This is a genomic window from Pseudomonas sp. P135, assembly GCF_020312125.1.
GTDB lineage: Bacteria > Pseudomonadota > Gammaproteobacteria > Pseudomonadales > Pseudomonadaceae > Aquipseudomonas > Aquipseudomonas fragariae.
This window is the reverse complement of sequence record NZ_JAGPYR010000003.1, coordinates 373,541-391,701: the sequence shown is the minus strand read 5'-3', so window position 1 is coordinate 391,701 and position 18,161 is coordinate 373,541. Positions and strand designations below refer to the sequence as shown.

The 18,161-nt window shown below is 52.7% G+C and carries 13 protein-coding genes, 1 other RNA gene and 1 pseudogene; 5 read left to right on the top strand and 10 right to left on the bottom strand.

What is annotated here, in order from left to right:
• Position 1: 1 nt before the first annotated feature.
• On the bottom strand, positions 2-1,087 hold the full coding sequence (locus KBY08_RS06565; protein WP_111522110.1) for a GGDEF domain-containing protein: 1,086 nt from the start codon (positions 1,085-1,087) through the stop codon (positions 2-4).
• 804 nt (positions 1,088-1,891) lie between these two features.
• Between KBY08_RS06565 and KBY08_RS06560 the strand changes: the two genes are divergently transcribed.
• On the top strand, positions 1,892-9,400 hold the full coding sequence (locus tag KBY08_RS06560; RefSeq protein WP_225651092.1) for a neuraminidase-like domain-containing protein: 7,509 nt from the start codon (positions 1,892-1,894) through the stop codon (positions 9,398-9,400).
• Between the two features lie 579 nt (positions 9,401-9,979).
• Here the strand turns inward: KBY08_RS06560 and KBY08_RS06555 are convergent.
• The 8 genes and pseudogenes from KBY08_RS06555 to smpB all read right to left on the bottom strand — a co-directional run bounded on the left by KBY08_RS06555 (position 9,980) and on the right by smpB (position 14,768).
• Complete coding sequence (locus KBY08_RS06555) at positions 9,980-10,960, bottom strand: IS5-like element ISPsy2 family transposase (RefSeq protein WP_111522125.1); 981 nt, start codon at positions 10,958-10,960, stop codon at positions 9,980-9,982.
• Positions 10,961-11,019: 59 nt separating this feature from the next.
• Positions 11,020-11,343: pseudogene (locus tag KBY08_RS06550) on the bottom strand (DUF1493 family protein); the annotation flags it as partial.
• Between the two features lie 231 nt (positions 11,344-11,574).
• Complete coding sequence (locus KBY08_RS06545) at positions 11,575-12,036, bottom strand: hypothetical protein (RefSeq protein ID WP_003400119.1); 462 nt, start codon at positions 12,034-12,036, stop codon at positions 11,575-11,577.
• On the bottom strand, positions 12,014-12,403 hold the full coding sequence (locus KBY08_RS06540) for a polymorphic toxin type 44 domain-containing protein (RefSeq protein WP_003400121.1): 390 nt from the start codon (positions 12,401-12,403) through the stop codon (positions 12,014-12,016). The genes KBY08_RS06545 and KBY08_RS06540 overlap by 23 nt, the downstream gene beginning before the upstream one ends.
• A 29-nt stretch (positions 12,404-12,432) precedes the next feature.
• Positions 12,433-12,933 (bottom strand): Hcp family type VI secretion system effector, encoded by a 501-nt coding sequence (locus KBY08_RS06535; protein WP_003313651.1) that lies wholly within the window; start codon positions 12,931-12,933, stop codon positions 12,433-12,435.
• Positions 12,934-13,195: 262 nt separating this feature from the next.
• Positions 13,196-13,587: a transfer-messenger RNA gene (gene ssrA, locus KBY08_RS06530) on the bottom strand.
• A 106-nt stretch (positions 13,588-13,693) separates the two neighbouring features.
• Positions 13,694-13,978: a hypothetical protein gene (locus KBY08_RS06525; RefSeq protein ID WP_003400145.1), complete on the bottom strand. Its 285-nt coding sequence runs from the start codon at positions 13,976-13,978 to the stop codon at positions 13,694-13,696.
• A 307-nt stretch (positions 13,979-14,285) separates the two neighbouring features.
• Positions 14,286-14,768, bottom strand: a complete 483-nt coding sequence (gene smpB, locus KBY08_RS06520; RefSeq protein ID WP_003400147.1) for an SsrA-binding protein SmpB — start codon at positions 14,766-14,768, stop codon at positions 14,286-14,288.
• Positions 14,769-14,881: 113 nt separating this feature from the next.
• On the opposite strand from smpB, the gene KBY08_RS06515 reads away from it, so the two are divergent.
• Genes KBY08_RS06515 through KBY08_RS06505 form a run of 3 tightly spaced genes read left to right on the top strand, consistent with a single transcriptional unit; the run spans position 14,882 to position 17,034 of the window.
• The gene (locus tag KBY08_RS06515) at positions 14,882-16,285 is read left to right on the top strand and encodes a sodium-dependent transporter (protein ID WP_024650992.1); all 1,404 of its coding nucleotides are present in this window, start codon (positions 14,882-14,884) and stop codon (positions 16,283-16,285) included.
• A gap of 7 nt (positions 16,286-16,292) precedes the next feature.
• Positions 16,293-16,727, top strand: coding sequence for a type II toxin-antitoxin system RatA family toxin (locus KBY08_RS06510; RefSeq protein WP_003400153.1), 435 nt, complete (start codon positions 16,293-16,295; stop codon positions 16,725-16,727).
• Positions 16,720-17,034, top strand: a complete 315-nt coding sequence (locus KBY08_RS06505) for an RnfH family protein (RefSeq protein ID WP_111522108.1) — start codon at positions 16,720-16,722, stop codon at positions 17,032-17,034. The genes KBY08_RS06510 and KBY08_RS06505 overlap by 8 nt, the downstream gene beginning before the upstream one ends.
• A gap of 64 nt (positions 17,035-17,098) precedes the next feature.
• Here KBY08_RS06505 and KBY08_RS06500 read toward each other — a convergent pair whose 3' ends face one another.
• The gene (locus tag KBY08_RS06500) at positions 17,099-17,620 is read right to left on the bottom strand and encodes an outer membrane protein assembly factor BamE (RefSeq protein ID WP_003400155.1); all 522 of its coding nucleotides are present in this window, start codon (positions 17,618-17,620) and stop codon (positions 17,099-17,101) included.
• Between the two features lie 98 nt (positions 17,621-17,718).
• Here KBY08_RS06500 and fur point away from each other — a divergent pair, with 98 nt between their 5' ends.
• Positions 17,719-18,126 carry a ferric iron uptake transcriptional regulator gene (gene fur / locus KBY08_RS06495; RefSeq protein WP_003400156.1) on the top strand — a complete coding sequence of 136 codons (408 nt, stop codon included), beginning with the start codon at positions 17,719-17,721 and terminating at the stop codon, positions 18,124-18,126.
• Positions 18,127-18,161: the final 35 nt, after the last annotated feature.

Genomic DNA, 18,161 nt, shown 5'->3' with positions numbered 1-18,161 from the left:
GCTAGGCATGCGTAGGCTTTTCAACTGATTGCGTCGCTTGATTGTGCTTTGTCGTGCTGACAGCGTTCGATGAAACTATCCTGCCTTCAAAGGCGATACATGTTCTGCCACTGCGCTTGGCGTAATACAGGTTTTCATCGGCCTCTTTCAACAGGTCATTGATCGTTTCAACCCGCGACAAGCTCGCCACACCGGCACTGAATGAATAGGGGACTTGAGCCGCTTCATCATGTTGCGCGAGCATCAATAACCCTTCCAGTGCATGTATAGCGTCTGTGGCGTTCGCCGCCGATAAGATCACGCCAAACTCTTCCCCACCCAAACGACCGAAGCTGATGAGCCCCTTTGTGCTTTTCAGCAGTGTTGCAAAACTGATAAGAACATTGTCACCCACGTCGTGACCATGGGTGTCGTTGATACTTTTAAAGTGATCCAGATCAAGCATGGCAAACCACAACGACGATTTATCAGCAGATGCCAGCGCGGTATTCAGACCGGCAACCAGTGCACGACGGTTGGGGGCGTGCGTCAGGGTGTCGGTTTCGGACAGTTCCTGATAACGGTCCCTGGCTGCCATGGTCTGCATGATAAGGCTCAGGAAGGTTGCATTCAGGCAGCCGCCCAGTAACGTCGAGCTGATCAGGAACACATAAAACAGAGGTACATGGTCGACGCCGACGGCCGTCAGGTCCGTTTGCCACATGATTAACCAGATCAGCGCAGCCGCGGCGATGTAATCAATAAACTTGACGAAGAATACGCTCATTCCCGTGATGAGCAGGGAGGTGACAACCAGCCCCCACATCGACGCTTCCTCGCCCATGCGGTCGATCTGTTCATTGAACAGAAAGGTCAGTGATGCCATGTAAATGATGCCGAACAGGCGCCACGCCAGCATGCTCCTGCTATTAGACGTGACAATGATCGACAGCGCCGCCCCCGCCAGCGCGCAGCAGATGAGTATATCCAGTGATCGATCAATGGACGGATTCAGACACCAGCTGATAACCCAACTGAAAAGACCGATCAATTGAGACAGCTTCAAGGGTACGAAAATAGAGTTTTTCAGGTTTCTTCTTTGCGGCACGTGCAGTTTTCCATACTGATGCCAGCCGAACCGTTATCGACGGCACACGCCTTGGTCGAACAGGGTGATGATATATGGCCACTATACGTGATTGTCAGATGAGCGGGATGGCCGCTGGTCTTGCGGTGGGCAGTGCGCGCAGGCCTTGTTGAATGAGGGGCAGGGCAGCGGCCGGTCTGGTCTACAGTTGCTTGCGCAGCCAGACGTAGCCCTATGGTCAGATGTAGACCGCATGAGCGCTTCCGCCCTGGCCCATGAATGCGGGCAATACGAAGATTGCCTATCTCCCTGCTCTTGAGATGGGTCAGCCCTGTTGCCACTGGAATTCCATCGACGCGGGCCAGGTAAATAATCTTTTTCCACCCAGGAACTGTATTTATCCGAGGTTGACAGTGTTACGAAATACTCAGCCAATCCGATACGTTTTGCAACGCAAAGGGACAGGAGACGTTGAATAAAATCCCACGCAGACGTGAGACGCTTGAAACCTTAAACGTAAAGTGAGTTATTTAGAAAACAGCATTCTGGAAAAAGCGCAACGTCATCAGCTATATCGATCTATAAACCTGCTCGCCTAAAGCATTCTCGCCTAAAAGACGAGCGTCCGGTTTCAACCGGTCATCATGAATTTAATTTGTTCGCGTTGCTAAAGATTCATGGCTACGCTCAATTATCATGAACAACACTTGAGCGCCAGGCCCCTCACTTTGAGAGGTGGCAATGTATTTTCGACTGTAATTGTGACAGTGCTTTCATAGCCCCAAACACAGCCATGTGTGCGAATTTAATTATAAGGATATTTCCATGGGTCTTAATAGATTGTCCAGAATAAAACGCTTGTCAGCGCGTGCGGGGCTGGATTCATTGGCTGCACAGGCGTTGATATCCCCCGCAGCCTTTCGTAACAAACTATCGACGAGTGGTTTATCATTCCGTGAGGTCGATGAGCTGTATGAATCAGCCCGTGACGAGCGAGAGGCGGCGCTAATTTACGAGAAATGCTTGCTGACTCGCTCCTCTCCATTGCTGAAAAACGCAGTGCGTTTGGGCATCAACCCTCCGGACGCATCGCTACGTGATTATGAAGAGCAGTTTGGTCATCGCGCCAGTAGCTATACCTTGCCAGGCTCTGTGTCATCGATGTTCTCCCCAGCGGCCTACCTTTCGGCTCTCTACCGGAATGCTCGCGGCCTGTACCCGGAAGAGTCGCCTTATCACATTGACAAGCGCCGGCCCGACCTGAAGGGGTTATCACTCAGTCAAAGCAATATGAACAAGGAGGTTTCTGCGCTCTCGCTCTCGAACGAGGTGCTGATGACCCTGGCTGGAGAGTCGCTGAAGCTGGAAGTAACGGCAGAGGGTCAGGGGTCGGTATTGGAATGGCTGTCTACGTATCGACTCAGTGGCTCGACACCGTATCATCACCCCCATGCTCGTTTGCGTCAGAGTCAGATACAGAAGGATCCCAAGTTTAAACAGTTGGCGGCTAACCCACGAGTAACGGGTTTGTTTTCCGGGGCCACCATGGCGGGAATGGCGTTTGATATTTCCCCTGAGGTGTACGCCATATTGACGGAGGAAGTAACGGCGGGAAGCGCTGATGAGTTATACGCCAGAAACTTCGGCGCTATTGATCCGGAGACGTTGATCACGCCACAGAGTCTGCGTCGTTATTACGGACTTAGTGATGAGGAAGTGGCGCTATTTTCAACAGATTATGCCAGTGGGGAGGAGGGGGCTGAAGAATACATCAACAATTTATTGGTGACCAGGATAGGGGATAAGATTTATCGTCTACAAAGCGGACATCCTACGAATACGTTAAACTACGCTTGGTTACTGCCTCAGACGGACGGAACGTGGTTGTTGAGATTTAGCTTTAGTGATGCTCAGCCTGGTTATGATATTTTTCAGGTGAGGGTTGATACTGCAGACGCTATCATATATGAAGAAAACCAGGAGTGGGGGGATTTTGTTCCTGGGCAATCGTATACGGTAAGCATTGAGGCTTCGGATCTTCTGCAGGGTGAATTTACAATGTCCCTGCGACGTTATCATTATAACGGCTCCTATGTGGGTGGGGTCGTAAGTTATAATGTAAATATTATTGATTCGTTCCAGTTTTACGTGCTTAAATTGAATAAGGCCATACGCCTGTGGCGTGCCACGGGTCTGCATCCTAAAAGCTTGGAAGTCATTGTCAATAGCGTTAATCCTGTTAATATCACCGATGAGACTTTGCAGTTACTGTTTCAGGTTCAGCGATGCGTACAGCGCTATGGCGTTGAGCCTGAAGAAGCCTTGGTTCTCTGCGGAGGACTACTGTCCAACAACAGTTATGACGATAATCAAAGTCTGTTTGATCAGGTATTTAATAGCCCGCCGCTAAATGGCGAGACGTTCGCACCCTCAACGACCTCAATAAACCTGCTGCCGACGAACGCTACCGACAACACTGTTGAAAAAGCTATTTTGAAGCGCGCGCTTAACGTTGACGACGTGGGGCTGTTTGCCTTGCTCAGGATTTTTGACAACGCCGCCTCTTCAGGCGTATTGACTCTTAATCTTAAAAATTTGTCAGCGATGTATGCCCTGAGCCGCTGGGCCCAACTCCACGCGTTAAGTGTGACGGAGTTAGAACAATTATTGAAGGCTGCTGGCTTGCCTAGGCTCACCTCTGAGCTGGAAAGTACTCAGCTATGGTCAGGCTGGTTGCAAAAGGTCGACAGCCTGACGCAATGGCTGAACTCGCGAAAACTGTCCGTGGCCGACCTTGATTTGTTAACACGCCCGACATTTACGCAGGCGGCTACCACCGAAATTTCGGCGCTGTTGGACGAGCTTAAGGGTGTGATAAGTGCTCATCCTGACGCCGATACCTTGGAAAAGCGTATCGCCCTTCTAGCACCCGTTTTGGTTTCGTCTTTAGCGCTACCGTCCGCCCCAGTGGCTGAATCGGTTCTTGCTTGGGCCAATGGCCTCCAGCCAGCTGAGTGGACCGTGGATCAATTCTGGGACGGGGCGGAGACCGACGATGATAGCGTCGTTGCGTTTTGCTACGGTCTAGCGCAGTTGGCATTGATTTATCACGCCACAGGTATCAATCCTCAAGCCTTTTCATTGTTTGTAGCCACTCCTGCCCGGCTCTTGGGGCCTGCACCAGAAGTTGCGGTGTTGCCGCGTTCTTTGGCAACGGTACAAGCGCTTTGCAACTTCAGTGCCTGGCTAAAAAGCCTGGGTGATGGAGCGTCTGCCGTGCTGGCAGCCTTTGTGGCCGACACCCTCACTCCGGCTGATCTTGCAAGGGCGCTGAATGATGATGCGACAAGGTTCGAGCAGGCTACCAGGCAAGCCTATGCTAATACTCAAGCAGCTTCAGAAACGAAACTCAGTGCCTGGTCGGAGATCGACGTCGTGCTGCAGTGGGCGGCGTTGAGCACCACCTTTGGTGTGACACCCGTGAATATCGGGCAGCTTCTTGCGCTGAACTATACCGCAGGTAACCAGCCGCCATGGGACGACTGGGTGCGCGTTGCGGATGCGTTCACGGCAGGGCTGACACCCTACGAGACCAAAGGCATGGAGGCCGCTTTGGCCTCCGGACTGAGCGCCGCCCTGTGTGGCTATCTGCTCAAGTCCGGGATGACTGCCCAGTTGGCAAATAATTCGCGTGAAGGGCTCTATCAATATCTACTGTTAGACAACCTCAACGGGCCACAGGTAATGACCTCTCGCGTGGCTGAAGCCATCGTGAGCGTACAGACATTTATACAGCGGACCTTAAGTGCCGCCGAGTCACAAGGTACCGTAGATAAGGCGGCAGTCACGGGGCAATTCTTTACCGACTGGGAACGGTATAACCAGCGCTACAGCACCTGGGCTGGCGCGGCGAAGTTGGTCTACTACCCGGAAAACTATGTCGATCCCACGGTGCGTCTGGGCCAGAGCGGCATGATGAATACGATGCTGCAAACGTTGGGGCAGGCGCAACTCAATACCGATACGGTAGGGGACGCCTTTAACACCTACCTCAACAGTTTTGAGGAAGTGGCCAACCTCAGGGTGATCAGTGGCTATCACGATAACCTTGACGTTCATGAAGGGAAGACCTACTTCATCGGTACGAACCAGAGCGAAGTGCGTGAATTCTACTGGCGCAGCGCGGACGAAGGCCGGCGCAGTGAGGACGGGCAATTAGCGGCGAACGCCTGGACCGACTGGCGCAAGATTGAGTGTGCCGCACAGCCGTGGGGGGATTGCATCCGGCCGGTGATTTACAAATCGCGCCTTTATCTCTGCTGGTTAGAGCGAAAAGATGTCACTCCACCTAAGGCGGACGGCTCGCCGGGCGATCCAAAGATGTTTGATTACGCCATCAATATTTCCTACCTACGTTACGACGGTAACTGGACGTCACCGAAAATCATTGATGTGACCGAGGAGGAAAATGGCTTTGCGGCTGGCGGTAAGCCACCAGGGATTTATTGCACGAGTTTTGACGCAGAAACAACCATGGCAGTGCTGCTCTATAGAAAAGCAGATAGTTATGCGGATCAACTGCCAGTTCAAGCGGATATGCGTTTAGTCTACATTTATGAAGACATGGCATCGGATCAAAGACAAAGCTCTGCTGAAACTTTTCTTTCGTCTATGAAGTATGAGCTTGATCCCACTGAAGGCAACGTTGTCAATAATAAATATACTCACGGGTTGAGTTTGGGGGGCGAGTCAGTTCATGGATTATATGAACGGAATTATGATATCTCAGTCAGTTATGGAAGTTATACGCTCGATGTCAATGGATCTGAGGCTGTCGCGAAAATTTCCATACGTAAGCGGATTACGCTGGTGCCGAGAATTCCCAACCCGTTAAGGCTGCTGTATGAATACTATAGTTCGTTCGCTGAAACACCCTTTCTTCGCGCCCTGAGCTCTGACGACGGCAAGATATGGTTCGTCAGGCAGGGAGGGAAGATATATTTAGCGCTGAGTACTATTTTAACATGGGGAGTTCCTCTTTCTGTCTGGGTGTACTACGGTGATGCACATGCCAGGTTGTTAGTGCGTGAAGATGCTGTGAGTGCTGTGACGTTTGTGCTTGCGGTTTACAATGATCCGTATCCTGATTCGATGCTTTGTCCGAGTCCCGCAGGATTTACTGTAATGATACAACTTGTTACGGGTAGTTATCAATTTGATACGCCGCCTCAGTGGATGGCGAATCCTTTTTACCCTTTTTCTTTCGATCTTCTTCAGTTAAATATTTTTGATGTCAACGGACCTCAGGTTTTTTTGGCCGGAGATTATGTAAGTGCTCTTCCTCCCTTTGATATAAGTGGAATGGTTTTTGACTTTGATGTTAGCAATGTGTCGATTAGTAAAGAATGGGGTGTCCTTCCCTCTTATGATGTGGCGTTCAGCTTCAGCATTGGCGGGGTTGACAGTGATGATCGTATACAGTGGATTGTTCCCGTTACTCGAAATGCATCTGATTCAAAAAACATCATCAAAATAAAAAACACCCCTGAAAAAGCTCAGTATATGGAGTTCGACGCCTGTCGCACGCGCCTCAATACACTGTTTGCACGCCAATTAGTGGAAAGGGCTGCTGCAGGCATCGACACGATTCTTAGCTACGAGACGCAAGAGATTCAGGAGCCTCAATTGGGGGCAGGTTTCTTCACCACGCTCACACTCCCGATCCATAAGCCCGGTGTACACGGCGATGAGCCTTGGGTAAAAATTTACTACAACTATTTTCTTGCTGTTAATGATAGCTATTTGGCGTGGTCCGGTAGTCTTAGTGCTACGAGTACAACAGTGGTGAATCTATTTATACCCTATCCCGATGGCGGTTGGTTCACAACGAACGAGGTTCATCTGCGTTTACAATACAAAGAGGCTGACTACAATGGTCTAAATTCCCAGAGTGTTTGGTTGCTCTATGCGCCTGATACTGGAGTGGCTACTGTCAGCAGGCCTGGAACCAATTCTCTCTCAGAAGACATTGTCAAAAGTGTTACTGTTAAATCGCGTAGCACCGTGCCAATGGACTTCTCAGGCGCCAATGCCCTGTATTTCTGGGAGCTGTTCTACTACACCCCAATGATGGCGGCGCAACGCTTCCTTCAAGAACAACAGTTCACATTGGCGGACCCATGGCTACGTTATGTATGGAGCCCATCAGGTTATGTTGTTCGCGGTCAGCATGTCGACCGTAACTGGAACGTGCGCCCACTTCAAGAGGACACCAGTTGGAACGACGCCCCACTCAAAGCTGTAGATCCTGACGCAGTGGCGCAAAACGACCCTATGCACTACAAGGTCGCTACCTTCATGCGGGCGTTGGACTTGCTTATTGCGCGAGGCGACGCTGCCTACCGTAAGCTTGAGCGAGATACCCTCGCCGAGGCGAAAGTCTGGTACAGCCAGGCTCTGAACCTGCTGGGGGAACAGCCTTACATCCGCGCCAATGCGCTATGGGCTGAGCCATCGTTGGGCGAGGCATCCTCTGAGGCGTTGGCTGAGCAACACTTGACCGTATTGAGCTTGCTGCGTGACGGGCGAGTCGAAACCCTTAAGTCGATGGCATCGACAAAAACGGCAGCGGCGAGTGCCTTGTTCCTGCCGGAAATCAACGAGGTCATGCAGGGCTACTGGCTAACGTTGCGCCAACGGATGTACAACTTGCGGCATAACCTGACGCTGGACGGCCAGCCGCTGCTGTTGCCGCTATTCGCCAAGCCGGCGGATCCAAAGGCCCTGCTCAACGCTGCCGTGGCGGCGGAGAGTAGTGGCGGGTCAGATATCCCCGTGACATCTCTCCCTCTGTGGCGCTTCGAGCCGATGCTCGACAGTGCTCGCGGTTTGGTGTTCCAGCTCATACAGTTCGGTAATGCTGTTCTGGGTGTGCTTGAACGTCAGGATGCAGAGTCGCTGAACGCCTTGTTGCAAAATCAAGGCACTGAGCTGATGGCTAGCACTATCCAGGTACAAGAAGGCACGCTCAGAGAGCTGGAGGCTGAAAAAAAGGTCCTTTCTCGTTCCAAAGACAGTGCACAGCGACGATTTGACAGTTACTCCCGCTTATATGATGAAGACATCAATTCCCGCGAACGCCTGTCTATAAGTTCACTAGAAAGCGCCAAATCGCTTGGTGCTGGAGCTAAGGCGGCGTATATAGCCGCTGCGGCTTTGGATCTTGCCCCCAACATCTTTGGGCTGGCCAATGGTGGTATGAAGTTTGGTGCTGTCGGCACCATGGCGGGGCTTGGTATCTCTATAAGTGCTGAAAATCTAATGATGGATAGCTCGCGCATTTCCCAGGAAGAAATCTACCGTCGCCGGCGCCAGGAGTGGGAGATCCAGCGCAACAATGCAGAGGGCGAGATCCAGCAGATAGAGGCCCAGCTAGCATCGCTCGAGGTGCGCCGCGAGTCTACTGAACTGCAGAAAGCGCACCTGGAGATGCAACAAGGACAAGCACAGGCGCAGTTAGACTTCCTGCAGACCAAGTTTAGTAATGGCGCTCTTTACAGCTGGCTGCGTGGTCGTTTGGCAACCATTTACTTCCAGTTTTACGACCTGGCGGTGTCGCGCTGCCTGATGGCCGAAAAGGCGTGGCACTGGGAGAGTGGCAAGAGCGATACCTACATTCGCGGTGGTGGATGGCAGGGTACCTGGGCCGGACTTACCTGCGGGGAAGGGCTCATGCTCAATCTGGCGCAATTGGAAACTGCCCGGATGAAGTGGTCTAAACGCGCCCTTGAAATCACACGGACAGTTTCGCTGGCTGATTTTTACCGCAGCACATTGGCAGAAACCGATCAATTTGAACTGTCAGCAGCGGTGTCGGCGTTGCTGAACGGGGATACGCCCCCAGAGGGCAGCGCCGAGCGTGTCAGGCTGGACGAAAGCGGCGCGTTAACGGCTTCAATTACACTGGCAGATCTGAATATAGTTGATGACTACCCCGGCGGGCTGGGAGATCAGCGCCGAATCAAACAGGTCAGCGTATCACTGCCCGCCTTGTTGGGGCCTTACCAGGATATTCAGGCGGTACTCAATTACACCGGCGGGGGGAACGTTTTACCGCCGGGTTGCGACAACATGGCAATTTCGCGAGGAGTGAATGACAGCGGTCAGTTTCAACCCGACTTTAATGACCCACGTTGGTTACCGTTTGAAGGGGCAGATATCAGGGAGGGCAGCATGATAATCAGCTTCCCGCAGGCCGAAACGAAACAGAAGGCGCTGCTGGAAAGCCTGAACGATATCATTTTGCACATCAACTACACGATCCGCTCTTTATAGTCTCCCTGGCTGGACCCGTCTGCAAAGGGGCGGGTCCTTTGGGGAGTCGTATGAGTGACCCGGTGTTAGTGGCATGGCTGCACGTTGGCACTCCCGGGGTCATGATTGCTTCCACGTCGATAAGCGCTCAACCATCCGCAGCCCTGTACCAGATTTCTCCACCTCGCTGAACTCCATCACGGTTTTTCGGGGTTGGTGGCGTCCTTGCGTTAGCCAGACTCGCTGACGAATTTCCTGATAGTCATGTTGCGCTCATTCACGCGAATACCTGCTCAGGCATGCTTTAAGATAAGCACTACCTTGTCCTTATGCTAAACCCATTGATAGGAATTTCCTCGGTTTTGTTATAAATTGGCAAAGTGCTAAAGCTTTTTTGCTCAAGAGCTTCGCAGTTCCATGCCTTAGTTTGGGCTGCGTTATACAACATGCCTAAGGAAGGTCTGAAGTAGCCGGATGTTTTCCGGCTACCGAGTCCTCAGCACTTTTCAAAAAACGATGCATGTCGAAATTTGCTCAATTTTCTTCGTTTTTCAGCTCTTTCGGCCGCTGCAAAGCCCTTTGCAGTAACCATTTCCTGCATTACACGCGCACCTCTCCTGCGCTCGCCAACAAATGTCGGCGGGCCATCCACAGGTTTGACAGGGCGAACAACGTCACCATCTGCGCGGTGTTCTTGGCCAAGCCCCGAAAGCGCACTTTTTCATAGCCAAACTGGCGTTTGATTACCCGAAACGGATGCTCGACCTTGGCGCGAACCTGGGCCTTGGCCTTCTCGATTTTGCGGATCGCCTTGTACAAAACATTGCGTTTCCCGTGTTTTTTGTAAGTGCTACGGCGGGCGGCAATCTGCCAAATGACCTTGCGCCCAGTATGTTCTTCGCGCTTCTCGACCCCGGTGTAACCTGCGTCGGCGCAGACTACGTTTTCCTCGCCGTGCAGCAGTTTGGCAACCTGCGTGACGTCTGCCACATTGGCCGCTGTTACTACCACGCTGTGCACCAGGCCTGACTCGTCGTCGGCGCCGATGTGAGCCTTGGCGCCGAAATAGTACTGGTTACCTTTCTTGGTTTGATGCATCTCAGGGTCGCGTTTGCCATCTTTGTTCTTGGTCGAACTGGGCGCGTGAATCAGCGTGGCATCGACGATGGTGCCTTGACGCAACGACAAGCCACGGTCGCCCAGATAACCATTAATTACGCCGAGAATTCCAGTCGCCAACTCGTGCTTTTCCAGCAGACGACGGAAGTTGAGAATGGTGGTTTCGTCTGGAATGCGCTCCAGGCTCAGGCTTGAAAACTGACGCAGGATGGTCGTCTCATACAGTGCTTCTTCCATCGCCGGATCGCTGTAGCCGAACCAGTTCTGCATCAGATGAACACGCAGCATCGCCATCAGTGGGTAGGCGGGACGGCCACCTTCTCCTTTTGGATAATAGGGCTCAATCAGGGCAATCAAACCTTTCCAGGGCACCACCTGATCCATCTCGATCAGGAACAATTCCTTACGGGTCCGCTTGCGCTTGCCGGCGTATTCGGCGTCGGCGAAGGTCATCTGTTTCATCATCGAAAAGCTCGGCGACTGGTGTCCGGAGATTTTGCCAAATTAGGAAGTCTTTTTCAGAGTTTCCCTAACGTCATTACTGTCTTTGCGCGCCGATCTTTGGATCTGAAGAACACAAAAATATCGGTTCCTTCGGGCTTGAAATAACGATAGTGGTCGTAGTCACCGGGGGTAACACCAAAGTGTTCGAAAAAATCTTCCATAAAGTCACTGGCGTCGTCACCGTCAAGCCCTAGATCCCAACTGACTCTAGTGGCGAGGCTGAGCGTTTCAAACGCTTTTTTGCCAAATCCAACATAAAAGTAGATTCTCTCGATGAGATAATTAAGTATGTCATGGTTCAGATCGTTTTTATCCATCTTAAAAAACCTGATCTTGTTCATCTACGATAGAATAGAATTGTAGGTGTTCACGGTTATTTATTTTATCTTACCGAATTTTATTTGTTGTAGGATCATGCGATGACTAGTGCTGCCTGTACAGGGTGGTCCCTAGGCGCTGGTGTATCTCAAAACTTAACAATCAAAGTCGCTCCGCCCAGTCTAGAAGGTTTAACTGCTTAGGCCGGGCACAAATTATCAGTACAGCCAGCTCTAAAGGTAAAGTCTTATTTCTCAGTCCTTTGGCGTAGGATCTTCTTGAGTTAGCGTAATCCTGTAACTTCTAAGGTTGTCGCCTTCAGTGACATACTCCTTGCTAAAGTAACGGTAGACAGCACCCTTTACCGTAATTCCTACGCCATTGGGTGTATCATGGATGGCGACGTTTTCTAAAGAGCTATCCGTGATCAGAAATTCGCTTTCCTTATTAAGTTTATGCAGTACTTCTGAATCGTCGCCTTCAAGCGGTTTACTGATGAAAAAACGTAGTGTGTCCATGTCAGTGGCCATGGCGCCATAGCGTGTAATATACAGCCAATCACCCTGAGGAAGCGCCCGCTTCAACACTACTTCATCCGCGTCACTACCGAAATCAAAAAGGTCGCCAAGAAATGCCTTCGCTATTAAAAAGACTACAAGTATCCAAAACGAATTCTTGTAAGTAAATCTAAAGTTAGTATCCTTTGGATTTTGCATACAAGATCCCCATTTTTATCCATTTCTGGTCTTTGGGGTCATCCCCGTATGGAGGCAGCCAGAACCAATGGCCCCACTTATGTTTTCGTGTTTTGGCTTCTCCTTGGGCGAACCCAGCGGCTCTCAGTAGAAGCTGCTCAGTTAATTGGCCGGCTGTCCCCACAGCGCCGTAATGAAAATTGCCGAAGTCCTCCCACTCAGGATGTTTCTGCTTGTAGTCCCACGGGCCCTTGTTACGGACTTTGTAGTAAAACCAACTCATTAAAGCACCCGTGCTAGGATCTTTTTTCCACTGATCGTTCGCGAGCTTCATGTGGACATCTACATTGACTCCGGGAGGAATGAATGCTGGTATTTCGTAATTCATCGCCTGTCCCTGCGAAATCTAATGGGTGGTTATGAAAATATCTTGTTGCTGATAGCATCCCAGCCGCCAGCAATTTGTCCAGCGCTTTGCCCTGTTTTCCGACTTTGCTTGGAGTAAATAAGTTGAATTCTTCCATAGTTCAGAGCGATAAGTTCGCTTGGAAAGCTGTTGTCCTGGTCGCCATTGCCCGTTAATGAAAAAGAACTGATAATAACCTCTTCAAGTTTTATCTCCAGGTATTTGACTTTTGGGTCGCCTGCACGGAAAAGATGCACAGATACCTGCTTGAAGTGCTTACCACTGCAGCAAGCCTCATGAAGCTTTGGGGTGGCATTATCAACAGCCTTACGAACGAGCATGTCGCTCATGTAAGCCCTGCCCGAGGTTGCGCCGCCGGCTGACGTGGAGGTAGCTGAGGCCGTCTGACTAGCCGAAAGGTCGAAGTCTTGCAGCTCGATCCAGTTTTCGTAGCCTTCTGAGAGTGTCTCGCCGGGAACTCCTTCGATCTGCAGATATGCTTCCAATGACATATTCAATTCCTTTTAATGCGATCCTGAGCTTTTGATAATACACGGAAGCATTTTTGATGTGAATCGCTCGGTCGGTTGGGGCAGGGCGCGCATTGTGCAGAGAGGCTGGACAAAAATTGTCAGTAGAAAGCCGCGCCCGCCGCCAGCCTTTGGGGGCATTGGAGACGGTCATAAAGCTGGAATTACTGAGCCAATACGGCCCAACAAGGCACAAAAAAAGCACTTGCGATAAACGCTAAGTGCTTGATTTGTAACGCTTGTTTGGTGGAGCCGGGGGGATTTGAACCCCCGTCCGCCAGTACTCCGCTGTCGGTACTACATGCTTAGCCGTGTCTATTAAGTTAACCCTCAGCGACCCGACGGGCAGGGTGCTTTGGGCGAGTTGTGTAAGTTTTAGTCGCTTCGTCCACAACGTACTAGGCGACGATCCTGTTCTATATGACAATCATTTCGGGTTTACAGGCATCCCCTGATGATTGCTGGAGCCGAAGCTACCAGAAGGAAGGCTAGCACCGCTTACGCGGCGAGAGCGTATTCCCCGTAGGTTTCGTCATTGGCAACTATAGAAAGTTGCAACAGTGGATTTACGAGTTCTGTTACCAACTCGGCATGCACCTAAAGTTTCATCACCGGCGTCGAATCCAAATCGGCCCCGAGACTGCTTTCGCAATCACTGGGGCGCAGTGTACGCCAATTGGCGTGGCACGTCGACCCGTCTGCTGCAATCGTTCAGGCCAGCCTGGCTGGCCTGCTCGAAGCTTTACTTGGCGCCTTCGCTACCCGAGCCGGTGTTGTTCAATGACGTGATAGCTTTCTGAGTGATCTCAATGCATTTTTTCTCGTCTTTTTGAGCTTGGGCCGCCTTAGCGTTCTTCACCGTGGTTTCGAGCATGTCCGTGTTTCCGGTGCTCAGGTTTGTGTTGGTAGAGCCCACAGAGTTTTCAAGAGTCTTGATATTGGCAGAGCACAAATCATCGTCGGCAAAAACCGGCGAAGCCAACAGGGCGGCGCTGAGGAACAATCCAGTGAGGGCGGTACGCTTCATATGTCTCTCCTTGTAACCTGTGGACTCGGTATGGCCGGTGTTTGAGGCCGTCGCCCGAGGGGGTTGAAAGCCCGTTAACAGTTGGGCCTAAAGGATTGACTGTGGTGTAACGCAGGCGTTCTATTTTATTTTCGCAATACTGCGAAATAGCCACATTGCGCATTCAAGCACCAAAATGAGGCGATCTTCGCTTGGAGGTATCGAAAAGGTTGAAGCGGGGGAGTGGGGCGGGGTGTGGGGGTAAAGGGGTAGATATGAAGTGCCAAATATCCGGGTCAGGACATCTGGCACACGCCGGCGCCAGAAACTAGTCGTCCTTGCCCTTGGAGCGCACGGCACGCTGCAGCTCACGGTCCGAATCGCGTTCGCGTTCGGTGTGACGCTTGTCGTATTCCTTCTTGCCTTTACCCAGCGCAATTTCGCACTTGACCAGGTGCTCCTTCCAGTAAACGGAAAGGGCGACGCAGGCATAGCCTTTCTGCTGAACCGAGCTGGTGAGCTTTTCGAGCTCGCGCTTGTTCAGCAGCAGTTTGCGGGTGCGTGTCGGGTCAGCGATGACGTGTGTGCTGGCAGTCTTGAGAGGCGTGATGTGGCAACCCATCAGCCAGGCCTCGCCATCCTTGAGCAGCACATAACTGTCGACCAGCTGTACCTTGGTGGCACGCAGGCTTTTTACTTCCCAGCCAGACAGGACCAGACCGGCCTCGAACTTGTGTTCGATGAAGTAATCGTGACGCGCTTTCTTATTCTGCGCGATGGTCCCTGTAGGGTGTTTCTTGAGCTTAGCCATAGGGGGCGCATTATAGGCAGTTGCATCAATGTCGGCTACGGGAAAGCGCGTGCTTGAGCACAAAGGTTGAATCCCGGACAATGCGCGATCTTTTTTGGCTGGGCGTTTCGATAATGTCGACGGACAAGGTTTCGGTCCACGGTAGCTGGGCAAGCCGCTGGGTGTTCATCCTGGCTGCCACCGGCTCTGCTGTGGGGCTGGGCAGTATCTGGAAATTTCCGTACATGGTCGGTGCCTACGGCGGCGGTGCATTTGTACTGGTTTTTCTGGCGTGCATCGCGCTGATCGGTATTCCGGTCATGATCGCCGAGACGCTGATTGGTCGTCGTTCCCGGCTCAGTCCTGCGAATGCGCTCAAGACGCTGGCGCAGGAAGCGGGGCATTCGCCGCGCTGGTCCTGGGGTGCGTTTGCCGGGATGATCACGGCGCTGCTGATTCTCTCCTTTTATAGTGTGGTGGGCGGTTGGTCGCTGGATTACATCATCGACATGGGGCGCGGCGACTTTCAGGGTGTGTCGCCGGATCAGGTCGGTGCGTATTTCGGTGCGGTGATTGCCGACCCATGGCGTCTGATTCTGTGGCACACCATTTTCATGCTGCTGTCGGCGGTGGTGATCGGCAAGGGTGTCGAGGCCGGGCTGGAGAAAAGCCTGCGTATCATGATGCCGATGCTGTTCCTGCTGATGCTGGCGCTGTTGGGCTACAGCCTGACCACCGGGCATTTCATGGAAGGCGTGCATTTCATGTTCGACTTCAATCCCGAGAAGGTGCTGGATGGCTTGCTGCCCGCGATGGGGCATGCGTTCTTTTCCCTGAGCGTCGGTGTGGGCTCGATCATGGTCTACGGCGCGTACATGACCAAAGGCGCGTCGATCAGCAGCACGGTCGTCGGCATCGCGTTGCTCGATACCTTCGTTTCGCTGTTGGCCGGCCTTGCGCTGTTCCCCATCGTGTTCGCAGCAGGCCTGAACCCCAGCGAGGGGCCGGGCCTGATGTTCGTCACGTTGCCGTATGCATTCGGCAACGTCGCGTTCGGCCAGTTGATGGGCATCGTGTTCTTCGTATTGGTGGCCGTTGCAGCCTGGAGTTCGGCAATTTCGTTACTTGAGCCGATGGTCGCCTATCTGGTCGAGCGCACCCGTATTCGTCGCGCCTGGGTGACGTTCTGGCTGGCCTTTACCTGCTGGTTTGTCGGGCTGGGCACGGTGTTCTCGTTCAATATCTGGCAAAAAGCCAAGTTTTTCGTGAACGATGGAGGCGCATTCCACCTCTATCAATGGGGCGCATCGACTGGCCTGGACTTCTTCGGAGTCATTGATTTCTTCACTTCGCGGATCATGTTGCCGCTGGGTGGGTTGTGTTTTGTAGTATTCGCTGGTTGGGTGATGAGCCGTGAGACGGTGCGCGACGAATTGTCGATTCGCAGTCCGCTGTTCTTCAACCTGACGTACTTTTTGATGCGCTACGTGGCGCCGCTCGGCATTCTTGTGGTGTTTGCCGCTCAGCTCTGGAAATGACGCTCACATGACTACGCATATACAACGCTCTGCTTTACTGCCGTACCCGGCCGGGTTTCTTTATGACCTGGTCAATGATGTGGCTCGTTATCCCGAGTTTCTGCCGTGGTGTTCGTCCGCTACCGTGGTTGAAGCCAGTGAGGCGCAGATGCGCGCCAGCCTGGAGATCGCCAAGGGCGGTCTGAGCCAGAAGTTCATGACGCGCAACACGCTGGTTCCCGGTGAGTCGATCGTGATGGACCTGGTCGAAGGGCCGTTCGAACAGTTTCACGGTGTCTGGACATTCAAGCCGCTGGGCGAGAAAGCCTGCAAGATCAGTCTGGATCTGTCCTTCGATTATGCCGGCACCATCGTTCGCGCCACACTGGGGCCGCTGTTCAATCAGGCGGCCAACACGCTGGTGGATGCGTTCTGCCAGCGAGCGAAAGAGCTGCATGGCTGACGCATCGATTCAGATAGAGGTGGTCTACGCCTCTGTACAGCGCCAGGTATTGAAGACGGTCTATATCCCGGCCGGCTCTTCGGTGCGTCAGGCGCTGGCACTCAGCGGCATCGACAAGGAGTTTCCCGAACTGGATCTGAGCCAGTGCGCCGTGGGTATTTTCGGCAAGGTGGTGACTGATCCTGCTGCGCGGGTGCTGGAGGCGGGGGAGCGGATAGAGATTTATCGTCCGCTGGTGGCCGACCCCATGGAGATCAGGCGTCTGCGTGCCGCCAGGGCGCGTGAGAAAAGAGGGCTTCCCGGCTGAACGCAGGCTGAATGGAAAGCACAAAAAAGCCCGGCATGCCGGGCTTTTTGTTGGACGCTTTGGACTACCGGGAGTTGGTGTCCAGCGGTTCCTGAGTCGGGACCGGTACGGTCTCGACGCTGTCCACGTCTTTCTGGATTTTATCCAGCAACGAACCTGGCTTGGCCGGCTCTTCAGGCTGCTGCACTGGCTGGTTCTCTGCCGGGACAGTGGTGTTGCTGTCCTTGCCGAGAATGGCTTCATCGCGGCTGACGCCGGGCATGAAGTCGCCAGACAGGCTCACGAGCTGGTCATTGCCGTTGAATATGAGGCTGACACGCTCCTGCTGGCGTTCACCGCCACCTGGCTGCAGGCTGTACAGGTAATCCCACCGATCGGAGTGGAAAGTGTCGGTCAGCAGGGGGTTGCCCATGATAAACCGTACTTGCCGCCGGGTCATTCCGGGGCGTAACTGGTCTATCATGTCCTGCGTGACGACATTACCCTGCTGGATGTCGATTTTGTAAACCCCGGGGAATGAACAACCGGCGAGTGCGAGCAGTCCCACGAAGGTGAAACTGGTTAGCAAGAGCTTGGTGTTTTGCATCGGTGGGCGACTTCCACTATCTTGGCTGGGACAACGTAAACTCCGATCATACCTGCATTAAGAGAAGCTGCGAAGCAGCGTCTGCGAGAAAGCTGACCATGGTTGAAAATAGCGAACTACGTAAAGTAGGACTCAAGGTAACCCTACCGCGGGTCAAAATACTGCAAATGCTCGATTCTGCAGAGCAACGCCACATGAGTGCCGAGGATGTCTACAAGGCTCTCATGGAGGCTAGCGAGGACGTCGGTCTGGCCACGGTTTACCGTGTTCTGACTCAGTTCGAGTCCGCTGGGCTGGTGGTGCGCCACAATTTCGACGGCGGTCATGCTGTGTTCGAGCTGGCTGATGGCGGCCACCACGACCACATGGTCAATGTGGAATCGGGTGAGGTGATCGAATTCTTCGACGAAGAAATCGAGAAGCTTCAAAAAGCCATTGTCGAGAGACACGGCTTTGACCTGGTGGACCACAATCTGGTGCTTTACGTCCGCAACAAGAAGGCGTAATCAGCAACAGGGGCGACCGCGGTCGCCTTTGTGCG

Excerpts from the sequence above, each read along its gene's own strand:
- KBY08_RS06560 (WP_225651092.1), top strand. The coding sequence starts at position 1,892 with ATGGGTCTTAATAGATTGTCCAGAATAAAACGCTTGTCAGCGCGTGCG.
- KBY08_RS06555 (WP_111522125.1), bottom strand. The coding sequence starts at position 10,960 with ATGAAACAGATGACCTTCGCCGACGCCGAATACGCCGGCAAGCGCAAG.
- KBY08_RS06545 (WP_003400119.1), bottom strand. The coding sequence starts at position 12,036 with ATGCAAAATCCAAAGGATACTAACTTTAGATTTACTTACAAGAATTCG.
- KBY08_RS06540 (WP_003400121.1), bottom strand. The coding sequence starts at position 12,403 with ATGAATTACGAAATACCAGCATTCATTCCTCCCGGAGTCAATGTAGAT.
- KBY08_RS06535 (WP_003313651.1), bottom strand. The coding sequence starts at position 12,933 with ATGTCATTGGAAGCATATCTGCAGATCGAAGGAGTTCCCGGCGAGACA.
- KBY08_RS06525 (WP_003400145.1), bottom strand. The coding sequence starts at position 13,978 with ATGAAGCGTACCGCCCTCACTGGATTGTTCCTCAGCGCCGCCCTGTTG.
- smpB (WP_003400147.1), bottom strand. The coding sequence starts at position 14,768 with ATGGCTAAGCTCAAGAAACACCCTACAGGGACCATCGCGCAGAATAAG.
- KBY08_RS06515 (WP_024650992.1), top strand. The coding sequence starts at position 14,882 with ATGTCGACGGACAAGGTTTCGGTCCACGGTAGCTGGGCAAGCCGCTGG.
- KBY08_RS06510 (WP_003400153.1), top strand. The coding sequence starts at position 16,293 with ATGACTACGCATATACAACGCTCTGCTTTACTGCCGTACCCGGCCGGG.
- KBY08_RS06505 (WP_111522108.1), top strand. The coding sequence starts at position 16,720 with ATGGCTGACGCATCGATTCAGATAGAGGTGGTCTACGCCTCTGTACAG.
- KBY08_RS06500 (WP_003400155.1), bottom strand. The coding sequence starts at position 17,620 with ATGCAAAACACCAAGCTCTTGCTAACCAGTTTCACCTTCGTGGGACTG.
- fur (WP_003400156.1), top strand. The coding sequence starts at position 17,719 with ATGGTTGAAAATAGCGAACTACGTAAAGTAGGACTCAAGGTAACCCTA.